The 20,963-nt window shown below is 72.5% G+C and carries 21 protein-coding genes; 10 read left to right on the plus strand and 11 right to left on the minus strand.

The genetic code is table 11. From position 1 onward, the window contains the following. Window positions 1-46 precede the first annotated feature (46 nt). Both Q3W68_RS05275 and Q3W68_RS05280 read right to left on the minus strand, forming a co-directional pair. The gene (locus Q3W68_RS05275; RefSeq protein ID WP_302904341.1) at window positions 47-2,470 is read right to left on the minus strand and encodes an ABC transporter permease; all 2,424 of its coding nucleotides are present in this window, start codon (window positions 2,468-2,470) and stop codon (window positions 47-49) included. After that, on the minus strand, window positions 2,464-3,237 hold the full coding sequence (locus tag Q3W68_RS05280) for an ABC transporter ATP-binding protein (RefSeq protein WP_302904342.1): 774 nt from the start codon (window positions 3,235-3,237) through the stop codon (window positions 2,464-2,466). Before Q3W68_RS05280 ends, Q3W68_RS05275 begins: the two co-directional genes overlap by 7 nt. Before the next feature lie 169 nt (window positions 3,238-3,406). Here Q3W68_RS05280 and Q3W68_RS05285 point away from each other — a divergent pair, with 169 nt between their 5' ends. From Q3W68_RS05285 to Q3W68_RS05295, 3 genes are all read left to right on the plus strand, one after another. Beyond that, window positions 3,407-4,564 carry a sensor histidine kinase gene (locus tag Q3W68_RS05285; protein WP_302904343.1) on the plus strand — a complete coding sequence of 386 codons (1,158 nt, stop codon included), beginning with the start codon at window positions 3,407-3,409 and terminating at the stop codon, window positions 4,562-4,564. After that, window positions 4,561-5,229, plus strand: coding sequence for a response regulator transcription factor (locus Q3W68_RS05290; RefSeq protein ID WP_302904344.1), 669 nt, complete (start codon window positions 4,561-4,563; stop codon window positions 5,227-5,229). The genes Q3W68_RS05285 and Q3W68_RS05290 overlap by 4 nt, the downstream gene beginning before the upstream one ends. Window positions 5,230-5,292: 63 nt before the next feature. Next, complete coding sequence (locus Q3W68_RS05295; RefSeq protein ID WP_302904345.1) at window positions 5,293-6,129, plus strand: LLM class flavin-dependent oxidoreductase; 837 nt, start codon at window positions 5,293-5,295, stop codon at window positions 6,127-6,129. A gap of 70 nt (window positions 6,130-6,199) precedes the next feature. On the opposite strand, the gene Q3W68_RS05300 is transcribed toward Q3W68_RS05295, so the two are convergent. Both Q3W68_RS05300 and Q3W68_RS05305 read right to left on the minus strand, forming a co-directional pair. Next, window positions 6,200-7,288 (minus strand): alkene reductase, encoded by a 1,089-nt coding sequence (locus Q3W68_RS05300; protein ID WP_302904346.1) that lies wholly within the window; start codon window positions 7,286-7,288, stop codon window positions 6,200-6,202. 61 nt (window positions 7,289-7,349) lie between these two features. Further along, the gene (locus tag Q3W68_RS05305) at window positions 7,350-8,282 is read right to left on the minus strand and encodes an NADP-dependent oxidoreductase (RefSeq protein WP_302904347.1); all 933 of its coding nucleotides are present in this window, start codon (window positions 8,280-8,282) and stop codon (window positions 7,350-7,352) included. Between the two features lie 133 nt (window positions 8,283-8,415). Between Q3W68_RS05305 and Q3W68_RS05310 the strand changes: the two genes are divergently transcribed. After that, window positions 8,416-8,973 (plus strand): MarR family winged helix-turn-helix transcriptional regulator, encoded by a 558-nt coding sequence (locus Q3W68_RS05310; RefSeq protein ID WP_302904348.1) that lies wholly within the window; start codon window positions 8,416-8,418, stop codon window positions 8,971-8,973. Between the two features lie 88 nt (window positions 8,974-9,061). Here the strand turns inward: Q3W68_RS05310 and Q3W68_RS05315 are convergent, their stop codons facing one another. Together Q3W68_RS05315 and Q3W68_RS05320 are read right to left on the minus strand one after the other, a co-directional pair. Beyond that, a complete protein-coding gene (locus tag Q3W68_RS05315) occupies window positions 9,062-9,994 on the minus strand; it encodes a cation diffusion facilitator family transporter (protein WP_302904961.1) in 933 nt (310 codons plus the stop codon). Window positions 9,995-10,242: 248 nt separating this feature from the next. After that, a complete protein-coding gene (locus Q3W68_RS05320) occupies window positions 10,243-10,866 on the minus strand; it encodes a TetR/AcrR family transcriptional regulator (protein ID WP_302904349.1) in 624 nt (207 codons plus the stop codon). Between the two features lie 117 nt (window positions 10,867-10,983). Here Q3W68_RS05320 and Q3W68_RS05325 point away from each other — a divergent pair, with 117 nt between their 5' ends. The 3 genes from Q3W68_RS05325 (at window position 10,984) to Q3W68_RS05335 (ending at window position 12,821) form a co-directional block, all read left to right on the plus strand. Beyond that, window positions 10,984-11,670, plus strand: a complete 687-nt coding sequence (locus Q3W68_RS05325) for an SDR family NAD(P)-dependent oxidoreductase (protein WP_302904350.1) — start codon at window positions 10,984-10,986, stop codon at window positions 11,668-11,670. Window positions 11,671-11,735: 65 nt separating this feature from the next. Beyond that, window positions 11,736-12,134, plus strand: coding sequence for an ester cyclase (locus tag Q3W68_RS05330; RefSeq protein WP_302904351.1), 399 nt, complete (start codon window positions 11,736-11,738; stop codon window positions 12,132-12,134). 12 nt (window positions 12,135-12,146) lie between these two features. After that, window positions 12,147-12,821 carry an NADPH-dependent F420 reductase gene (locus tag Q3W68_RS05335; protein ID WP_302904352.1) on the plus strand — a complete coding sequence of 225 codons (675 nt, stop codon included), beginning with the start codon at window positions 12,147-12,149 and terminating at the stop codon, window positions 12,819-12,821. 53 nt (window positions 12,822-12,874) lie between these two features. Here Q3W68_RS05335 and Q3W68_RS05340 read toward each other — a convergent pair whose 3' ends face one another. Then, window positions 12,875-14,260 carry a glycoside hydrolase family 6 protein gene (locus Q3W68_RS05340; protein WP_302904353.1) on the minus strand — a complete coding sequence of 462 codons (1,386 nt, stop codon included), beginning with the start codon at window positions 14,258-14,260 and terminating at the stop codon, window positions 12,875-12,877. Window positions 14,261-14,440: 180 nt separating this feature from the next. On the opposite strand from Q3W68_RS05340, the gene Q3W68_RS05345 reads away from it, so the two are divergent. Next, window positions 14,441-15,733, plus strand: coding sequence for a GAF domain-containing protein (locus tag Q3W68_RS05345; protein ID WP_302904354.1), 1,293 nt, complete (start codon window positions 14,441-14,443; stop codon window positions 15,731-15,733). A 26-nt stretch (window positions 15,734-15,759) separates the two neighbouring features. On the opposite strand, the gene Q3W68_RS05350 is transcribed toward Q3W68_RS05345, so the two are convergent. From Q3W68_RS05350 to Q3W68_RS05360, 3 genes are all read right to left on the minus strand, one after another. Next, the gene (locus tag Q3W68_RS05350; protein WP_302904355.1) at window positions 15,760-15,957 is read right to left on the minus strand and encodes a hypothetical protein; all 198 of its coding nucleotides are present in this window, start codon (window positions 15,955-15,957) and stop codon (window positions 15,760-15,762) included. 137 nt (window positions 15,958-16,094) lie between these two features. Further along, window positions 16,095-17,162 carry a DUF2855 family protein gene (locus Q3W68_RS05355; protein ID WP_302904357.1) on the minus strand — a complete coding sequence of 356 codons (1,068 nt, stop codon included), beginning with the start codon at window positions 17,160-17,162 and terminating at the stop codon, window positions 16,095-16,097. Window positions 17,163-17,249: 87 nt separating this feature from the next. Beyond that, the gene (locus Q3W68_RS05360; protein WP_302904358.1) at window positions 17,250-18,155 is read right to left on the minus strand and encodes an oxidoreductase; all 906 of its coding nucleotides are present in this window, start codon (window positions 18,153-18,155) and stop codon (window positions 17,250-17,252) included. Between the two features lie 131 nt (window positions 18,156-18,286). Here Q3W68_RS05360 and Q3W68_RS05365 point away from each other — a divergent pair, with 131 nt between their 5' ends. After that, the gene (locus Q3W68_RS05365; protein ID WP_302904359.1) at window positions 18,287-19,153 is read left to right on the plus strand and encodes a helix-turn-helix transcriptional regulator; all 867 of its coding nucleotides are present in this window, start codon (window positions 18,287-18,289) and stop codon (window positions 19,151-19,153) included. A gap of 15 nt (window positions 19,154-19,168) precedes the next feature. On the opposite strand, the gene Q3W68_RS05370 is transcribed toward Q3W68_RS05365, so the two are convergent. Continuing rightward, window positions 19,169-19,645, minus strand: a complete 477-nt coding sequence (locus Q3W68_RS05370) for a TspO/MBR family protein (RefSeq protein WP_302904360.1) — start codon at window positions 19,643-19,645, stop codon at window positions 19,169-19,171. Window positions 19,646-19,798: 153 nt separating this feature from the next. Between Q3W68_RS05370 and Q3W68_RS05375 the strand changes: the two genes are divergently transcribed. Next, window positions 19,799-20,959 (plus strand): peptidoglycan DD-metalloendopeptidase family protein, encoded by a 1,161-nt coding sequence (locus Q3W68_RS05375; protein ID WP_302904361.1) that lies wholly within the window; start codon window positions 19,799-19,801, stop codon window positions 20,957-20,959. The last annotated feature ends 4 nt before the right edge of the window (window positions 20,960-20,963 follow it).

Raw genomic sequence — 20,963 nt, forward strand, 5'->3', positions numbered from 1 at the left:
AACCCCGGGCGGCCGGCCCAGTTGGCCGCCCGGGGGCGGTACGGGTTCACCCCGGGCCGGCAGACCGCGCTGTGCCGTGGCGCAGCGCCCGCCAGGTCGGCAGCACGCTCGCCGGCACCGCCAGCAGCAGGCAGAGCCCCACCACCCCGCCGACCACCCACCACGGCACCACCAGGTCGACCGGTACGCCGGCCTGCTCGGCGAGGCCGGCGCGGATGCTCAGCAGACCGACGAAGGCGACAGCTCCGCCGAGCAGCGCGCCGATCAGCACCACCAGGGCGGACTCGGCCGTGACCAGCCAGACGACCTGCCTCCGGGTGGCACCGGCCAACCGGATCAGCCGCAGGTCGGCCACCCGGCCGGCGGCGGCCATCAGCAACGTGTTCGCCACCGCGACAGCCCCGTAGCCGGCCGAGACACCGATCAGTAGCAGCGTGAAGAGCCAGACGAGGCGATCCTCGGCACGGTCCGCCTCGGCCGCCCACCCGGCCACGTCGACGATCCTCCCGCCGAGCGGGGGGTCGATCCGGTCCTGGACGTACACCGCGGAGGTGAGCGCCGAGGGGTCGTGCGCCCGCACCACGGATCGGGGTAGGAGCAGGTCGCCGGGGATCGAGTCGTCGGTGACGACCGCGACGACGCGCAGGGACACCACCTCCCCGTCGGCGAAGACCAGCGCGTACGGCTCGGTCGGCCGCCGGTTCGCCGAGGCGGGAAGGACCACCGTGTCATCGCCGCTCAGGTCGTCCAGTGAGCCGGCGACGACGGTGAGCGCCCGGTTCGCGGCGGCGAAGCCCGCCGGGTCCACGCCGAGCGCGGTCAGTGGCCGGTTCGCCGGCGACGAGTTCGGGTCGTTCTCGAAGACCGTCGTCGGGAGGAGGGCCGTTCCCCCGGTCGCCGCGACGGCCTGGTCCGACAGGCCCGGTGCGCGGTCGGGCACGACGATCCAGCCGGCGTTGACGTTGTCGGCCCGGCCCGCCGCGTAGGCAGCCGTGGTGGTGCGCACCATTCCGGCGACCAGCACCGCGAACGCGACAGTGAGCAGCACCGGGGCGGCGATCGAAGCCGTCCGCCGGGTCGCGGTCGACGCTCCGGCCCGGACCAGCATCCCGATCGCGCCACCCGGCCGACGCACCGGCCACCGCAGCATCCGCACCAGCGGGCCGACGGCCGCAGGGGCCAGCACTGTGGCACCGGCCACCAGCGCCATCACCGCGTACAGGGCGTACTGCGCCGCGACGCGGGCCTCGTCGGCGGTCGCCGTCCCGACGCTGAGCGCGACCCCCACCGCGACGAGCAGCGCACCGGTGGCGATGCGCAGCCGTCCGATCGGTCGCTGCTCGACCGCCGCTTCGCGTAACGCCTCCAACGGTCGGATCCGTGCCGCCCGGCGCGAGGCCGACCAGACGGCCAGCAGCGAGATCACCGGGCCGGCGACGAGCGAGAGCGCGACCGGCCAGTGTTCGTACCCGACCCGGAAGGTCGACGGTTCGAATCCGGCGTCGACGAGAAGCCGGCCCAGCAGCGGCGCGAGTCCTCCGCCCACCAGGAGGCCGGCGATCCCGCCCGCGGTGCCGACGACGAGCGCCTCGCCGTACACCATGCGGCGGACCTGGCGGCCGGTGGCGCCGACGGCGCGCAGCAGGCCCAGCTCACGGCGGCGCTGCGCGACGGTGAACGCGAAGGTGGAGGCCACGACGAACACCGTGACGAAGCCGGCGAGGGCCGCCGTGGCGGTGAGCACCTGCATGCCGATCCAGCGGGTGCGGGCGTCGTTGCGGGGCTCCAGCGCGCCACGCGCGTCGCCGGTCAGAACCGATCCGTCCGCGCCGACGATTCCGCGAGCCGCCGTGGCGACCTGCTCGGGGTGGGCGCCCGTCGCGAGCAGCAGCCCGATGGCCCGGACGCCGGGCGCGAGGGTGGCGGCCACGTCGTCGGCGACATGGACGCCAGGCCCGTCGACCAGACCGGTGACGGTGTACGGCTGCGGGCCGGCCGCCGTCAGCAGGGTCACCGGCACGCCGGCGCGCAGCCCGAGTGCACGGTCCACGACCACCTCGCCGGGCCTGCGGGGCGACTCGCCGTCGGTGAGGCGCAGTCCACCGAGCCGGGCGCTGGACCAGCCGTGCCCCTGGTGGGCGTCCTCCCGCCGGCCATCGGTGCCCGCGGGGCGGCCGTCGACGAGCGGCTGCGCGTAGAAGGTCCGGTCCGGCACGGCCGCCGCGACACCGGGCAGGGCGGCCAGGCGGCGGACGAGCTCCGCCGTCGTGGTCGCGGACCAGGGCCGCGTCGGCACGAACGAGTCGGCCGAAGCGCCCGCTTCTGGGCTCTGCACCACGACCGCCGCCCGCGCGAGCCGATCCGGCACCTGGGGGCGCCCGGAGGCGAGAAGCAGCGTGGCCGCCGCTACCAGCGTGACCCCGATGGCCACGGCCACGAACGCGCTCAGCGACCGCCGGATGCTCAGCACGACGGCCCCGCAGGCGTCACCGCGTGCTGGGACGGGACGGCCTCGCGCTCGGCGATCCGGGCGGCGACCACCGCTGCGGTGATCCCGCCGTCGAACTCGTCGACGACGCGGCCGTCGGCGAGCAGCAGGACCCGATCGGCGTACGCGGCGGCGGCGGGATCGTGGGTCACCAGCACGACGGTCTGCCCGTGGTCGTCGACGAGTGCGCGCAGCAGTCGGAGCACCTGCCGGGAGGCCGCGCTGTCCAGCGCGCCGGTCGGCTCGTCGGCGAAGACCACCGCCGGGCGGGTGATCAACGCTCGGGCGACGGCGACGCGCTGCTGCTCGCCACCGGACAGCTCACTCGGCCGGTGCTCGGCCCGGTCGGCCAACCCCACCGCGTCGAGCGCGGCGGCGACGTCCCGAGCCGGTGGGCGGCGGTCGGCCAGCCGCAGCGGCAACTCGACGTTCTGCGCCGCGGTCAGCGTGGACACCAGGTTGAACGCCTGGAACACGAACCCGATCCGATCCCGACGCAGCCGGGTCAGTTCGTCCTCACCCAGGTCGTCGAGGCGGGTGCCGTCGATCGTGACGGTCCCCTCGGTCGGGCGGTCCAGTCCCGCCGCGCAGTGCAGCAGGGTGGACTTGCCCGAGCCCGAAGGACCCATCACCGCAGTGAACGTGCCGCTCGCGAAGCCGGTCGTCACGCCGTCGAGCGCCGTCACCCGCCGGGTCCCGGTGCCGTACACCGCGCGCAGCCCCGTCAGAGTCACCGTCTGTGTGGTCATGACTGCCACGGTGCCCGGCGTGGGGGGTGCCGCGCGTCGTGCCGGCGCGGACACTTTCCGGCCCTTCCCCGGTCGGAGGCGAAGGCCCGTGATCGCCGGTACGTCGTCCTCCGGGATGACGACCCGCGGGTGGACGCGTCCGGCCCGGCCAGCCGATACCGTCGTGCAGGTGACCGCTCCCCTGCTGACCCGGCGACTGCGGCCGGTGGAGCTGTACATCGTGGACGCCGTGCTCGCCGTGGCGGTCGGCGGGCTGCTCGGCCCGTATGCGGCGCTGGAGTCGCCGCTGCACGGTGGCGTACGCGAGCCGCTCTGGGTGTCGGTGCTGGTCGGGTTCGCCCTCGGGCTGCCGCTGGCCGTCCGGCGCCGGTGGCCGATCACCGTCGCCGCCGTGATCAGCTCCGTCGCCACAGTCGCCCTGATCACCGGCGTGATCCCCAACTACGCCGCCGCCGCGCCGGGACTCGCCGTCGGTCTGTCCTTCTACACGGTGGCCGTGTCGACGACCACCCGCCGGTCGCTGCCCAGTGCCGCCGGTTGTCTCGCTCTGGTGAGCGTCGCGCTGGCGCTGACCGGGGGTGACCTGTGGTCGCGGACGGGTGCCGTCGTCTACGGCGCCGTCATGATCGCGCCCGCCTGGGCGATCGGCTGGCTGGTCCGCGAGCGACGCGCCCTCGCCGCCCGGCAGGGCGAGCACCTGGTCCGTCAAGCCGCCGCCGAGGAGCGGTTGCGGGTGACGCGAGAGCTGCACGACGTGGTCGCCCACACCCTGAGCCTCATCGTGGTGAAGGCGGCCGTCGCCAACCACGTCGCCGAGACCGACCCCCGCGAGGCGGGGGCCGCGTTGCGGATGATCGAGGAGACCGGCCGCAACGCGCTGACCGACGTACGCCGGGTGCTCGGCGCACTGCGCGAGGACGCCCCGTACGCCCCGGCGCCCGGGCTCGACGAACTGCCCGCGCTCGCCCGGCAGGCGGCGATCGGCGGGGTCGACGTACGGCTCGACGTACGGCGGGAGGAACCGTCCGGCGCGGTGCCGGAGTCGGTGGGACTGACGGTTTACCGGATCGTGCAGGAGGCGGTGACCAACGTGGTGAAACACGCGGGGCCGGCCGCGTGCCGGGCGACGGTGACCGTCACGCCTTGCGAGGTCAGGGTCGAAGTGACCGACGACGGCCGCCGGCCGGTCCTGAGCAACGGGACGGGGCACGGGCTGATCGGCATGCGGGAACGGGTGACGTTGCACGGGGGCGAGTTCCACGCCGGGCCGCGCTCCGGCGGCGGCTACATGGTGACGGCCACGCTGCCCTACCGGGGGGCCGCGTGATCCGGGTGCTGATCGCCGACGACCAGGCGCTGCTGCGTGGCAGCTTCCGGCTGTTGGTCGATTCGACCCCGGACTTCACCACTGTCGGTGAGGCGGGCACCGGCGTGGAGGCTGTGGCGCTGACCGCCGAGCACCGGCCGGACGTGGTGCTGATGGACGTGCGGATGCCGGAGATGGACGGCATCGAGGCGACCCGGCGGATCTGCGGCGACCCCGCCACCGCCGGCACCCGGGTCGTCATCCTGACCACGTTCGACCTGGACGAGTACGTCTACGGGGCGCTGCGCGCCGGAGCCAGCGGGTTCCTGCTCAAGGACACCCCGCCGGCGGACCTGCTGGCCGGCATCCGGGTGGTGGCCGCGGGCGAAGGGCTGCTCGCGCCGACGGTGACCCGCCGGCTGATCGACGAGTTCGCACGTCGGCCCGAGCCGGCCCGGCCGCTGCCGCGACGGCTGGACGGGGTGACCGAGCGGGAACGGGAAGTGCTCACGCTGATCGGCCGGGGCCTGTCCAATGTGGAGTTGGCCGGGCACCTCGGTCTCAGCCTGGCTACCGTGAAGACGCACGTCGGGCGGTTGCTGACCAAGCTGGCGGTACGTGACCGGGCTCAACTTGTCATCGTCGCCTACGAAACGGGCCTGGTCGGGCCGGGCGGCCCACGCTGAGCGGGTCGCCCGGACGGACAGAGCATCGGTGGCGGGGCCACTCCGCGGCTAGGCTTGGCTGTCATGACGACTCTCGGTGTGGTGTTCCGGCCCCAGAATCCACCCGAACGCCTCCGCTCCGTCGCACGCGCCGCCGACGAAGCCGGCCTCGACCAGTTGTGGCTCTGGGAGGACTGTTTCCTCGAAAGCGGCATCGCCACCGCCGCCGCGGCCCTGGCCTGGACCGACCGGCTGGCGGTGGGCATCGGGCTGCTGCCGGTGCCGTTCCGCAACGTCGCGGCACTCGCCATGGAGGCCGCCACGCTGCACCGGCTCTTCCCCGACCGGGTGCTGCTCACCGTGGGCCACGGCGTCCAGGACTGGATGGAGCAGGTCGGCGCCCGGGTGGGTTCGCCGCTGACGCTGCTGCGCGAGCACGTGGAGGCGTTGAAGGCCCTGTTGGCCGGCGAGACGGTCACGACGTCCGGTCGGTACGTCAAGCTCGACAAGGTCAAGCTGGACTATCCGCCGGTGGGCCCGGCCCGGATCTACGCCGGCGCGACCGGGCCGAAGACGCGTGCTCTCGCCTGCGAGGTCGCCGACGGGATCCTGCTGACCGCCGGCACGCCTCCGCAGGAGGTGGCCGCCGTCAGGTCGACGGCCAGGGCCGTCACCGTGTACGTCCATGCGGCGACCGGCCCCGACGCTGAGGCACGCATGGCACGCGAGCTGGAGTCCTGGGACGAGTCGGACGGCTGGGACGCCACAGCGACCGGCGACGCAGCCGCCATTGCCGCTGTCGTGAACCGCTATCGGGACGCCGGAGCCGACGCCGTGATCCTGCAGCCCACCGCTGACGAACCCGACCTCGAGGGCTTCGTTCGGTTCACCGCACAGCAGGTCGGTCCGCTGGTGCGGTAGCCGGCCGATGTCGCTGCGGGCAAGGCCTGCCCGCATCGTCCGGCGGGGCAGGCCTTGCGGGCGGCGGTGGTCAGCTCACCGCGCTCGGGCTGCCGTCGAGCGTGGGATAGTCGATGTAGCCGCGGGTGTCGCCGCCGTAGAAGGTGGCCGGATCGGGTGTGTTGTAGGGCCCGCCGGCGGCGAGCCGCGCGGGCAGGTCGGGGTTGGCGAGGAACAGGCCGCCGAAGCTGATCAGGTCGGCGGCGCCGTCCTCGATCAGCGCGAGCTGCTCGGGGCCGGTGACCGTTCCGGGCGTGAACGGATTGAGGATCAGCATGCCGTCCCACCGGCGGCGCAGCTCACGGGTGAGGTCGCGGTCGTCGGCCTCGGCGATGTGCAGGTAGGCCAGGCCGAGCGGGTTGAGAGTGTCGGCCAGCGCGGTGTAGGTGTGCTGGTGTTCGTCCTCGATGATGTCGTTGAACGGGTTGGCGGGAGAGATCCTCAGTGCGGTCCGGTGGGCGCCGATCGCGTCGGCGACCGCGCGGACGACTTCGACGGTCAGCCGCATTCGGCCGGTGGCCGTGCCGCCCCAGCGGTCGCTGCGCTGGTTGGCGTTGGTGGAGAGGAACTGGTGCAGCAGGTAGCCGTTGGCGCCGTGCACCTCCACGCCGTCGAACCCGGCGGCAACGGCGTTGCGGGCAGCGGCGGCGAAATCGCCGATGGTCGTGAGGATCTCCGCGTCGGTCAGCTCGCGAGGGGTGACGAAGTCCTGTGGACCCTGCGCGGTGAACACCTTTCCGGCGGCGGCGACCGGTGACGCACCGACCGGGACGAGGCCCTCGGGCAGCAGGCTGGGGTGACCGATCCGGCCGGTGTGCATGAGCTGGGCGAAGATGACCCCGCCCTGGGCGTGGACGGCACCGGTGACCTGACGCCACGCCGCGACCTGTTCGGCACTGTGCAGGCCTGGCGTACTCGGGTAGCCCTGGCCGATCACCGAGGGCTGGATGCCCTCGGTGATGATCAGACCGGCGGAGGCGCGCTGGGCGTAGTAGGTGGCGGTGCCGGCGGTCGGCGTGGCGCCCGGGCCGTAGGCGCGGCTGCGGGTCATCGGCGCCATCGCGATCCGGTTGCTCAGCTCGGTGCCGGCGAGGCTGACGGGTTCGAATGCGGTCGTCATCGTGATCTGTCCTCCGTGCGGGGGTGGGTTGTGGCAGACGCCCCGCGAAGGGGCGGGTGACTCAGGGAATGAGGACGGTCTTGCCGGCCAGCCGACCGGCCTCGGACTCGTCGTGCACGGCGGCCAACTCGCGCAGGGCCCGCCGCTGGCCGACGTCGATGTGCAGGTCACCGGCATCGACGCGGGCCACCAGCTGGGCGAGTTGGGCGGCGTCGCTGCGGACGAACACCCGTACCGTGCGGATGCCGCGTCCGGGCTGCTCCGGGCCCGGAGCGGTGGTGCTCACGAAGGTGCCGCCGTCGGCGACCAGGTTGACGAGCTCGACGCACTGTTCGGGAGTGATGGGCGCCAGGTTCAGCACCACGTCGAACCGTTCGCCCGCCACGACGTCGGTGAGCGCGGTGGTGGTGTGGTCGACGATCCGGTCGGCACGGTAGGAGAGCAGCCGGTCGCGGCTGCGCGCGCTGGCGGTTGCGGTCACCTCGGCACCGGCCTGCTTGGCCAACTGGACGGCGTATCCGCCGACCGCGCCACCCGCACCGTTGACGACGATGCGCTGCCCGCTGGTCAGGCCGGCGTGCTCGAACAGCGACTGCCAGGCCGTCAGGCCGGCGGAGGGCAGGGCCGCGGCGTCGGCCAGTTCGCCGGTACGCGGCGCGGCGGCAAGCGCATCGGCGGGGACGACCGCGTACTCGGCGGCCGCTCCCGGAGCGGCCATCGGCAGAAACGCCAGGACCGCGTCACCGACGTTCCAGTTGCCGGCGCCCTCGCCTACCTCGGTGATGGTTCCGGCGACGTCGAAGTTCGGCGTGTGGGGGAAGGTCAGCGGGAAGACGTCCCGCAGGTAGCCGGCGCGGATCGCCACGTCCACCGGGTTGAACGAGGTGCCGGCCACCTGGACGACCACCTCTCCGGCTCCCGCCACCGGCCGTTCGGCGTCCTCGTAGGTGAGCACGTCGCTGCCGCCGTGGGAGTGGTAGCGCACTGCCTTCATGATGTCCTCCTCGGGTGATCGCTTCGAACTCGAAGCATGACTCGACCTTAGGTCGCTTCGAGTTCGAAGCAAAGCCGAACGAGGCGTGACACCACTCACAATGCTGCGAGTTCGAAGCAGGTAAGGTGCGCACATGACATCCACCCGCACGGCGGGGGACGGCAGCGACGACGGGGTGCCGCCGCTGCACCCCGAACAGCTGCAGACCTACTTCGCGCTCCTGGAGGCCGTCAGCCTGCTGCAACACCACGTCGAGCAGCAGCTACGCATCGAGGGCGGCATCAGCTACGTGCAGTTCCAACTGCTGGCCAACCTCGCGCGGTCCGAGACGCCGCTGACCATGACCCAGCTCGCCGACGGCGTCGTCTACAGCCGCAGCGGGCTGACATATCAGGCCGGCCTGCTGGAGAAGGCCGGCCTGATCACTCGCAGCAGCTCTCCCGGCGACGAACGAGCCACCCTCGTCGCCCTGACCGACGCGGGCGCCGCCCTGTTCCGCCGGATCCTGCCCGGCCACATCGAGGTGTCGCGGCTGCTGCTGTTCAACCCGCTCTCCGACGACGACGTGCGCCACCTCGGCGACATCATGACCCGGGTACGCGACCACATGCGCGCGCTGCCGCCCCGCTCGGCCGCACCACGCAAGCGCCGCCCCGGGTCCACGCCGGACACGCCGGCCCGGGCCGACTGACCCGCTCCGCCGTCAGCGCGCAAAGGCAGTGCAGTCCCCGCCGCTACACGGACGTCGGCGGCCCGCGGCACGGGCCCGAACCTCCGGGTCAGGTGGCGCTGGTGCGGGCGGGCTGCCGGTCGATGTCTGGTTCGAGGTAGATCGCCGTGGCGATGGGCAGCGCTCGGCGGATCCGCGCCTCGGCGTCGTCGATGGTGGCGGCGACGTCGGCTCCCCGGTCGGACGTGCTGATGGCGATCTTCGCCGCGACCAGGAGTTCCTCCGGCCCCAGGTGCAGGGTGCGCAGGTGGATGACCCGGTCGACGCCGGGGGTGGAGACCAGTTCGGTGTGGATCGCGGTGACCTCTTCGGGCAGCGCGGCCTCGCCGATGAGCAGGCTCTTGGTCTCGACGGCGAGGACGACGGCGATGACGACCAGCAGGACGCCGATGCACAGGGTGCCGATGCCGTCGAACAGGGCGTTCCCGGTGAGCACGCTCAGGCCCACGCCGGACAGGGCGAACAGCAGGCCGAGCAGGGCGCCGGCGTCCTCCAGGAGGATCACCGGCAGTTCCGGGGCGCGGGCGTGGCGGACGAAGGAGACCCAGCTCCGCTTGCCGCGTACCTTGTTCGCCTCCTTCACCGCGGTCCGCAGGGCGAAGCCCTCCAGGGCGATCGCGATCACCAGGACGGCGACGGCGATCAGCGGTGAGGACAGCTCGTGCGGGTCGCTGATCTTGTGGTAGCCCTCGTAGAGGGCGTACAGACCACCGAGGGTGAACAGGATGATCGCGACGATGAACGAGTAGACGTAGCGCTCGCGGGCGTACCCGAAGGGGTGCAGCGCGGTCGGGGCGCGGCGGGCGCGCTTGCCGCCGACCAGCAGCAGGGCCTGGTTCGTGGAGTCCGCTACCGAGTGCACCCCCTCGGCGAGCATCGACGCCGAACCGGTGATGCCGGCGGCCACGAACTTGCTCACCGCGATACCCAGGTTCGCGACCAGCGCCGTCACCACGGCCTTGGTGCTGCCCTCCGCCGCCATCGGCTGTTTCCCCTCGTCGTACGCCACGGTTTGGGTGGTCAGTGTGCCAGCGCCCCGGCGGGCCGCTGACACAGGTCCGACGAGCCCTTGCCCGGAAGCGTCCGAAACCAATCACACCGGTCGGAGCCGACGCCCGGCGATCCGGAGGGATCTCCCGGCCGCCACGGGATCAACGGCGTCCATGATGGAAGCCATCGAGCGGGGAAGCCACCAACGCCGCCTGAGAAGCAGCTGGTGAAGCCCGCACGCTACTCTCCGGAACCGGGGTGGAGTGCCGCGACGGCTCGCATGGCGACGTCGACGGAGGCTTGCAGCTCCTCGCGGCTCGCGCCGGCCGCGGCGTGGACGGCGTGACCCTCGCTGAGCGCCATCACGAAACGCGCGAGCGCCCGGCTGTCCAGGCCGTCCGGGAGGTCCCCCTCCTTCGCCGCGCGGGCCAGCCGCTCTTCGAGCGCGGCCTCGGTGGCCCCTCGGCCGGCGGCGAGGATCTCGGAGATGCGGGCGTTCTCCGGGGAGCAGGCCAGGCCGCCCTGGATGGAGAGGCAGCCGGCGGGGTGGCCGCCCGCGGTCAGGTTGTCGGCGCTGGCACGCAGGAAGGCTTCGATCGCGGTGTACGCGGTCGGTTGTTCGAGGGCGGCGCGCACGTTCGCGAGGTTGGTTTCCTGGTAGCGGTCGAAGGCCCGCTTGAACAGCTCCTCCTTGCTGCCGAACGCGGCGTACAGGCTCGGACGGTTGATGCCCATCGCCCTGGTGAGTGAGCTCAGCGACGCGCCCTCGTAGCCCTGCTGCCAGAAGACCTCGGCGGCCCGGTCGAGGACCGTCTGCTCGTCGAAGGCCCGCGGCCGTCCCGGGGTCGGAGTCTCAGTGCCCATACCTCGAATATACCGCTCGGTACAGAAGTGACCCAAGCCACGAACCGATCGGTACAGAAAGCTGCTACGGTGATCCGTGAACCGATCAGTACAAAACTGGGAACACGAGGGAAGAGCATGACCGTCACGTTGATCACCGGCGCGAACAAGGGCATCGGTTTCGCGACCGCCAGACAGCTTCTCGATCTGGGGCACGTCGTCTACGTCGGAGCGCGCGACACCGGGCGAGGCGAGGAGGCCGCCTCGGCCCTGGGGGCACGATTCGTACCGCTCGACGTAACCGACGACGACTCGGTGACCAAGGCGCTCGCGACCATCGACGCCGACGAAGGGCGGCTGGACGTCCTCGTCCACAACGCCGGGATCGCCGAGAACGGTGTCGTCGACGGGCCGACCGCCCTGCGCGTCTTCGACACCAACGTGGTCGGGATCGTCCGCGTCACGGAGGCGGCACTGCCGTTGCTGCGCCGGTCGTCCAACCCCACCGTGGTCACGGTGTCGAGCAGCGCCGGCTCCTTCTGGGCGGTCACCAACCCCGACCGGCCGGAGTACCACCTGACGTCACCGCTCTACTCGGCGTCGAAGTCCGCCGCCACGATGATCACCCTCCAGTACGCCAAGTCCCAGCCGGGGATCAGGTTCAACGCGGTCGAGCCGGGCTACACCGCCACCGACCTGACCGCCACGATCGGCGGCGGCAGGACCCCGGCGGAGAGCGCCCGGACCGTCGTACGCCTGGCGACGCTTCCCCCCGACGGCCCGACCGGAACCCTCCAGGACGACTCCGGGCTCCTGAGCTGGTAGCCGCCCGCACCGACCGCGGACCCGGCCGGGTCCGCACCTCATCCGCACATCAGAGGAATAGTGACATGACTCAGCACGATCTTCGCGACTGGTACCTGCGCTACGTCGCCGCGCTCAACGCCCACGAGTTCGACGGCATGGACGAGTTCATCAACGACACGGTGATGCTGAACGGCGAGCCCGGCACCCGGGACGACGTCATCGCGGTGCAGAAGCACGACGTGGACGCCGTTCCGGACCTCCGCTGGGAGGTCGAGGAACTGCTGTTCGACCGCGACCGGATCGCCGTACGTGCGATCAACTACGGCACCCCCGTCAAGGAGTGGCTGGGCGTACCGCCCTCCGGCGCCTCGTTCGAGATCGTCGAGTACGCCATCTACAAGGTCAGCGACGGGCGGTTCGTGCAGATGACCGCCCTGCACGACTCGGCCGAGATGCTCCGGCAGCTCACCGCCGCCCGCTGAGGGACACCGACGATGACCACCATCGGCATCATCGGCGCGGGTGAGGTCGGCAGCCAGCTCGCCCGCGCGGCAGTAGCGGCCGGGTACACGGTCGTGATCGCCAACTCGCGAGGGCCGCACACGCTGACGGATCTGGTGGCCGAACTCAGGCCGTCGGCGCGGGCGGCGTACGCGCCGGAGGCGGCGGCAGCGGGCGACTTCGCGATCGTCGCCGTACCGCTCAAGGTCGTGAACGACATGCCGGTCGAGGAGCTGGCCGGCAAGGTCGTGCTGGACACGAACAACTACATGGTCTGGCGGGACGGGAACATCCCGGTCCTCGACTCGGGTGAGAAGACGGTCCACGAGCTGCGCCAGGAACAGCTCCCCACGTCGAAGGTCGCCAAGGCGTTCACCCACATCCAGGCGCCCCGGTTGCTCACCTCGGCCCGGCCCGCCGGCGCGCCGGACCGGCTGGCGCTGTCCGTCTCCAGTGACCACCCGGAGGCGGTCGAACTGGTCACGCGGCTGTACGACCGGTTCGGCTTCGACACCGTGGACAACAGTCCGCTGAGCGAGTCCTGGCGCACCGGCCCGGGCCAGCCGGCGTGGATCCGCCACGCACACCAGAACCGCGAGGAGCTGGCGCTCAACCTGAGGAGGGCGCGGCGGTTCGTCACTCCGTCGCGGACAGCAGCGGGGAAGTGAGAGGCCCGGCGCGGAGAGCGATCCTCCGCGCCGGGCCCTGGCGTCGGGTCCGGTCAGGCTGCGCAGGTCGCGGTCGCGCCCTGGCCGGTGCCGCTGCCCTGGAAGCCGAAGTTGGTCGTCTGGCCGGCGCCGACCTGCCCGTTGTAGCCCACGTTCGTGAACCGGACGGTGCCGCTGGTGCCGCTGGCCTGGGCGTTCCAGGTGCCGGTGATCGCGGCGCCGCCGGGCAGCGCGACGGTCACGGTCCAGCCGTTGATGGCCGCGGAGCCGGCGGTGACGTTCACGCTGGCGGTGAAGCCGCCGTTCCACTGGTTGATCGCGACCGACGCGGAGCAGCCGTTACCGGTCGGCGGCGGCGTGGTCGGAGGCGCCGTGGTGGGCGGAGCGGTCGTCGGCGGCGCGGTGGTCGGCGGCGCGGTCGTCGGCGGGTTGGTCGTCGGCGGCGCGGTGGTGGGCGGGTTCGGCGCGCCGTTGGCCAGGCTGAAGGCCAGGTCCGGCTGGAACGAACCGGCCGTGTAGCGGCAGCCGTCCGCCTCACCCGGCGGCTTCACCCAGAGGTACGCGTCGATATTGGCGTCGCCGGTGTTCGTCGTCGGGTACTGCCCGATGCGCCGGTCGGTGTTGTCGTCGGCGCACCAGTCCCCGGCGGCTCCGCCGTTGCGGCTGGTGTCGATGACCTGGCGCTTGCCGGAGATGCCCATGCCGTTGAGCGCGGAGATGACCGCCCGGCCGAAGTTCGCCTCGCTGGAGGTGGGGTTGAAGTTCGACACGTTGGTGAAGAAGCCGTCGGCGTACTGCACGCCGGCCGCCCGGAGCCGGTTGGCCGTGTCGTTGGCGCTGTTCCAGGTCGAGTGGCCGCCGTCGAGGTACACCTTGGCGTTGGGGTTGGCCGACTTGATGGTCTGGGTCGCCGTGGTGAGCGCCTGGTTGCGGGCGTTGAGCTCGCTGGTGCTCAGGCACGTCTGGAGCGCGAGCGAGTCGGTCTCCAGGATGATAAGGACGGTCTGGTTGCCGAGTCCTCTGGAGAAGTTGGACACCCAGGTCTGGTACTGGTTGAGGTCCGGTGCCCCACCGGCGCTGGCGCCGCCGCAGTCCCGGTTGGTGATCTCGTACACCGACAACACCGGGATCTGCTGTGCCGCGTTGGCGGCGCTGATGAACCCGGAGACCTCGGACTCGATGGTCGACGGGTTGAAATTGGCGAACCAGCGGGCCTGCGGCTGACTCGCGATCTTGTCGCGGATGACTGCGGCACGCGAGTCGCCGGGGTTGGCGGCGACCCAGCGGACGACCGCCGAGGACGGATCGCGGTAGAGCGATCCGGACACGGTGCCGGCGGACGCGCCGCCGACGGCGAGACCGACGCCGGCCGCGGCGAGCCCCGCGACCGCGGCCACGCTGATGGCCGCTGAACTGCGGCGGGACGAGAGGATAGCCACGTCGTGTTTCCTCCTGATCACATAGACGTATCTAAGTTCATGGGAGCGTTCCCACGACGGTAACGGAGGCGGGCGTCGATGCCAAGATGTGAACGCCGGCCACTGCCCCGTAATCTGGGGCGATCACCGGGCGAAGGCCCGCCAGGCGACCGACGAGCCGGCGTGGGAGGAAGACCAGGAATGACGGCGCTACCAGGCCAGCGTCCGACCGCTGTGGATTCGCCGGCGGCCGGGCGGGCTGCCGACGAGGACCTGCGGACACTGTTCGGGCAGTCCATCGCCGTCTTCGCGGCGCTCGCCGGGCCGACGCACGTGGTGGAGGCGGCGAACCCGGCGTTCTTCGCCGCCATCGGTGAGGAGCGCGCACGTACCGGAGTTCCGCTCGCCGAGTTGATGCCGGAACTGGACGGCCAGGGCTTCATCGCCCTGCTGGACGAGGTCTACCGCACGGGCGAGCCCTACACCGGCCATGACGCCCGGATCATGCTGGGCACCGGATCGCAGGCGCGGGAGGCGTTCTTCGACTTCACCTACGAGGCACGCCGCGACGGCGCCGGCACGGTGACCGGGATCCGGGTGATCGGGGTGGAGACCACACAGGTCAAGCAGGCGCAACGGCTGATGGCCGAACACCGCGCGATGCTGGAGCAGATCGCCCGCCGGGCGCCCCTGGCCGAGGTGCTCGACGGGATGGCGCGCTGCATCGAGAACCTCGCGCCGCAGGAGGTGCTCGTCTCCGTCCTGCTCGCCGACGCCGACGGCCGGCACCTGCGCCATGGCGCCGCGCCGAGCCTGCCCGACTTCTACAACGAGGCCATCGACGGGATCGCCACCGGGGAAGGTGTCGGATCGTGCGGCACCGCCGCGCACCGGCGGGAGCCGGTGATCGTCACCGACATCGCCACCGACCCGTTCTGGGCCGACTTCCGCGATCTGGCCGAGCGGGCGGGGCTAGCCGCCTGCTGGTCCACGCCGATCCTGGCCCGTGACGGCAGCCTGCTCGGCACCTTCGCCATGTACCACCGCACCCCGCGCGTCCCGCGCGACACCGACCTGGCCCTCGCCCGGGTCTTCACCGGCACCGCCGCCCTGGCCATCGAACGCCACCACATCGAGGAGGAGAAGGCCGCCGCGGACGCCCGCGCGCGAGCGGCCCACGACGAGCTGGCCCGGGTGGTGCGGGCGGAACGGGAGCTGCGGGCCGAGGCGGAACAGCGCGCCGCCGCCGCCGCGGAACTCACCGCCCGGCTGCGCACCGCGGCCGCCGCGCAGGCCGCCACTCCCCGCCCCGAGCGGTGTCAGCTCGGCGGCAGCGACGGCTGCACGGCACCCGCCGAGATCAAGATCGCCGACTCGTGGGGCGACTCGGCGTGGGGCTGCCCGGTCCACGTCGAGGAGGCGATCATCAACGTCCGTTCGGTCTTCATCGCCAACGAGGAACTCGGCGGCCTCGCCGCCTACGTCAACCGCTGACCACCGGGGCACGCCCGGTTGCGGGCCTAGCGCCGGGCGGGCGCGCCGGCCGACTCGCGAGCCGGGCGCGCCGCGGTGAACGGGCTCCGCAGGCGGGTCATTGATTCGGCGCTGATGTCCGCGATCGGACTGCGCTCGTCGTCGGTGGCCCCGAGCCCGTCCACGCGGAAGGGGTTCAGGGCGAACATGTTGTCGGGCACGTGGTGCTCCAAGGAAATCTGCACGGCAGCGCTCGACTCAGTCATCGCGGCTGGGAAACCGTGGGAGAAGCAGGGGGTGGCGATCAGTCATCGGTACCCCGCGTCGTCAGCCTAGCGCGTATCGGCCGGGCGGGCGCGTCGCGGCCGGAATCGGCGACGTCTCAGAGCTGCACGACGTGGCCCACCCGGGGCGGCGTACGGCCCGCGAGCACGTCGAGCCACGCGTCGCGCAGCGCCTCCGGGCCGGTGCCGACCCGCACGTCGAGCCAGCCGCTCACCACCTGGGAAAACCGCTGCCAGGCGTCGGCGAACCGTTCGTCGAGACCGGCCCGGCCCCAGTCCTGGCTCCGCTTGCGGATGCGCACCGGTGCGAAGAAGACCTCCCCGGCGGCGCCGGCATTGGGTGTCTGCTGGGTCAGGCCGACGGCGATGTCCCGGACGAGCAGGTCGCCGAGGTGCGCCCGCAGGGCGGCGCGGGTCGCGGGTGAGCCGGACAGGTCGAGGTAGACGGTCGGAACGGCGTCGAGCGCGCCGATGTCGTCGTAGGAGAGGACCTCGTCGTAGCAGCCCAGCGACCGGGTGAAGGCGAGGTTGCCCCGCGAGGTGAGCCCGATCAGGCGCGGGCCCCGGCCGTGCAGCTCGAACGCGGCGGCGTACGCCGTCTTGCTCGACGCCGACGACAGCACCAGCGACCGTGCCCCGTAGCCGTCCTCGTCGACGACCTGGTCGGCGAGCATGAACGAGGTGAAGAACAGCGGCCGGAACAGGATCAGCAGGTCCTCCTGCTCCGCCCGGTAGGCGGGATCACCGTCGGTCGACCGGTAGGCGTTGTACGGCGAGGGCAGGCCGACCCGGTGCGCGCTGGCGTCGCGGAAGCCGGAGGCGTCCACCCGGTTTGGGCGTACCACCAGGTGGCCGGCCGGCGGCAGGTAACCGTAGACCCGCTGCCCCGGCTCGACGCCGGCCACTGTGGATGCCACGACCTCGGCGAATCCCCACAGTGGCGGGAGACCCCACCCACCGTCGAGCCCACGGGGCTCCGGCGGGAAGAACTCCCAGTAGCGCATCGCGTCGCCGAGCACCGCGTAGGTGACGTTGTTGGCGGTCAGGCCGACGCGGTCCACGCGCAGCAGCGCCTCCCCGTCGGCGAGGCCGGGCGCGGCGCCGTCGACGAGTGTGGTGCGAGCGAGGTCGTCACGGGCCACAGCGAACGTCCACGAGTCAGCCATGGCCTGACGCTAGGCAGCCGCGAAACTCCAGACAAGTGCACTGGGAGTGCAAAATCCCACTCTGCGGCAGCGTTGCGCGCCGCCGGCTCAGAGGTATCTGACCCCCGTCAGCTCCGCCGCGGCAGCCCAGAGGCGATCCCCGACGGCCGGGTCGGCGGCCTGCCGGCTCAGCCGCGCCTCCGTCACCGGGCCCCAGGTCTCGAACAACCGGGAGGGGCCGAAGAACTGGCCGCCGCGTACCTCGGGGTCGGTCGCGGCCCGCAACTGCGGCAGGGCGCCCTGCTCGACCCGCTGGGTGGCGAGCAGGCCGAGCCGCCCGATCACCCGCCCGAGCCGGCCGCGGTGTTCCCAGGCACGCGGCGTGAGGTTGCTGCGGGTGAGACCGGGATGCGCCAGCGCGCTGACGACCGGCAGTCCGGCCGCGCGCAGGCGGCGGTCCAGTTCGACGCCGAAGACGGTGGTGGCGAGCTTCGAGCGGCCGTACGCCGCAGCGGCCCGGTAGCCGCGCTCGGACATCAGGTCGCCGAAGTCGAGCCGCGCGTTGCGGTGGGTCAGGGAGCTGAGGTTCACCACCCGCGCCGCACGTGCCCGGGCGAGGGCGTCCAGCAGCAGGCCGGTGAGCGCGTACGGGCCCAGCATGTTCGTGGCGAACTGCAACTCGAAGCCGTCGGCGGAGGTACGGCGCGGGCCGAGCAGCACCACACCGGCGTTGTTCACCAGCAGGTCGATCGTCGGGTGGTCGGCGGTCAGCTTCGCGGCGAACGCGCGTACCGAATCGAGGCGGGCCAGGTCCAGCTCGCGTACCTCGGTGTCGCCGCCCATGCGGCGGGCGGCCTCCCGGCCGGCGGCGGTGTTCCGCACGGCCAGCACCACGTGTGCGCCGTGGCGGGCCAGCTCGGTGGCGGTGACCAGGCCGAGGCCCGAGTTCGCGCCGGTCACGACGACGACCCGGCCGCGCTGGTCGGGGATGCGGTCGGCGGTCCATCCGGTCATCTGCTGCTCCTCGGGTGCGGTTTCGCGTTCAGCGTTGACGCTAGGAGCGCTCCGGCGGGTCTCGGTCGTTCGCGGTTGCCTAGGTCCGCGGGACCTACCCTGGGCGGGCGGCGTCGCGGCAGACTGGCGGCATGAGCAGCCCTCATCCGTACGCACGCGAGCTGGGCGCGTTCCTGCGCGCCCGGCGCGGCCGGTTGCGCCCGCGCGACGTCGGCCTTGAGCCGGGCGGCCGGCGCAAGGTGACCGGCCTGCGGCGGGAGGAACTGGCGCTGCTGGCCGGGCTCAGCACCGACTACTACCAGCGGATGGAACAGGGCCGGGAGGTACGCCCCTCCGACGACGTCCTGGACGCGATCGCCGGCGCCCTCGGCCTGGACGACACCGAACGCCGGCACCTGTTCACGCTGGCCCGGGCCGCCCGGCGACCGATGCCCGTCCGCGTCGACCCCGGGCCGGAGCGGGTGCCGGACAGCACCCGGCGACTGCTGCGGGTGATGGACACTCCGGCGGTCGTCCTCGGCCGGCATCTGGACCTGCTCGACTGGAATCCGATGGCGCAGGCGCTGCTCGGTGACCCGGCGGACCATCCGCCCGGCCGGCTCAACATGCTCCTGCTGCTGTTCGACGACGCGCTGACCGGGGGACGGAGCTGCCCGGACTGGGAGCGGCAGGCGCTTGACTACATCGGGATGCTGCGCGCCGCCGTCGCCGACGACCCGGCGCATCCCCGCGCCACGGCGATCGTCGGCGAGCTGAGCATCCGCAGCGCGGAGTTCCGGCGGCTGTGGGCACGGCACGACGTCCGCGCCTCGGTGAGCGGCACCAAGACGTTCCGGGTGCCCGGACTGGGGGACATCGTCCTGGACTGGGACACGTATCCGCTGCCGGGCAGTCCCGGCCCGGTCGTGCTCGTCTTCACCGCCGAGCCGGGCAGCCCGGACGCGGACCGGCTACGACTCCTGGCGTCGTGGCGGGCGACCCGCCCGGCGTCCGCCTGATCAGGCGGACGCCGGTCACCGTCCCCGGTTGAGGCGGACGATCGTGCCGTTGAGGGCGGTGGCGAAGAGGGTCCACGCGACATACGGGGCGAGTGCCGCCCCGGCGGGACGGTCGGTGCGGGCCGCGCGGCCCAGCAGCACGAGGTTGGACACGTTGAGCGCGGCGATCCCGGCCAGCGCGGCGCCGGGCTTGCGGGCGCCGAAGAACAGGGCGCTCCAGCCGGCGTTGAGCGCCAGATTGAGCGCGTAGCCGCGCGCGAAGGCGGCGCGCTCGGCCCCCTCGGAGCGGTCCAGCGCCCGGGCACCGGCCACCGCGATGAGCCCGTACAGCGGCGTCCAGACCAGTGGGAACGCGGCCGACGGTGGCTGCCAGGTGGGCTTGCGCAGGCGGCGGTACCAGCGCGACGAGGTGCCGGTGGAGGTGGCGGCGGCGCCCGCGGCGGCGGTCGCGGCGACTGCTGCCGCGGTCTTGACCAGGGTCGGTACTCGCATGCCAGGTGAGCTACCCGTCCGGCGCCGAATAAACCCGGGACACCGGAAGACCCTGGCGCACAGATCCTTCACCGAAGGATGCAGAACTCGTAGACAATTTTCATCCCCTTCGATAGCCTCGCCATTCAGTGATGCTTGTCGATAGGAGGCTCCATGCGACGGCTCGTGCTCTCCTTCACGTTGGCGGCGATCGGCGTCTGGGCCGTGGTGCCGGCACCCGCCTCGGCCGCACCCCGCCCGGCACCGGCACCCGTCACCGACGCGGTGACCGCGAAACTCCTCAGCCAGGCCGACGCCGCCACCATGCGGGCCGGCGGCGCGGAACGCACCAGGGTCACCGTCACCCGGTCCAACGGCGGGTGGGCCTTCGGCACCGCGGTGCTGCTGGCCGACCGGTCCGAGGACGCGCATCCCACCGGGTCGGTCTTCCTGGCCCGCGCCGACGCCAAGGGCTGGACCGTCGCCTTCGACGGCGAGGCGTCGTTCGCCGACCTCGCAGCCACGTCACCGCTGGTGAACCAGGACGAGAAGGCCGTCTTCACCACTCCCGTCACACCGATGTACGCGGGGAGCGACTTCCGCACCGGCATGGCGCTGCCGTTCGCGGTCGGGCAGACGTGGACCCTCACCGGCGGGCCGCACGGCTGGGGCGGCGGCGCGCCGTGGAGTTCCGTCGACCTCGCCGGCGGCGACCAGGTGGTCCGGGCCGCGCGGGCCGGCACGGCGTACACGATGTGCACCGGATGGATCCGGGTCATCCACGACCGGGGTTACTCGACCGACTACTACCACCTGTGGAGCAGCATCTCCGTCAACGGCGCCGCCGTCGGCCAGGGCGCGTACCTGGGCTACACCGGCACCGACGTCACCTGCGGCGGCTCCGCCACCGGCCGGCACGTCCACTTCGGGCTGCGGCAGAACTCCGCCTACGTCCCGATCGCCGGGCACGGCATCGGCAAGTGGGACTTCGTCAGCGGCGCCGGCGAGTACCAGGGTGGCGCCCGGCACGGATCCGCCTTCGCGGGCGTGGGCGGCGCCGTCTACAACTACGGCGCGCTCGGCTTCAACCAGGGAGTCGTCGACGCCAACGGCGGCGGCACGTTGACCCGGCGCTCCGGCCCCGGCACGGGGTACGGCGCCGTCGGATCAGTCGCGGACGGCGCTACTGTCACCGTCTCCTGCTCCGCCAACGGCACCTCGCACACCGGCCGGTACGGCACCACAGCGTTGTGGGACCGGCTCAGCGACGGCAGCTGGGTGTCCGACGCCTACCTCTCCACCGGCGTCAACGGGCCGATCAACGGCTGGTGCTGACCCC

This window comes from Micromonospora sp. C28ISP2-4 (assembly GCF_030519385.1).
Classification (GTDB): domain Bacteria; phylum Actinomycetota; class Actinomycetes; order Mycobacteriales; family Micromonosporaceae; genus Micromonospora; species Micromonospora tulbaghiae.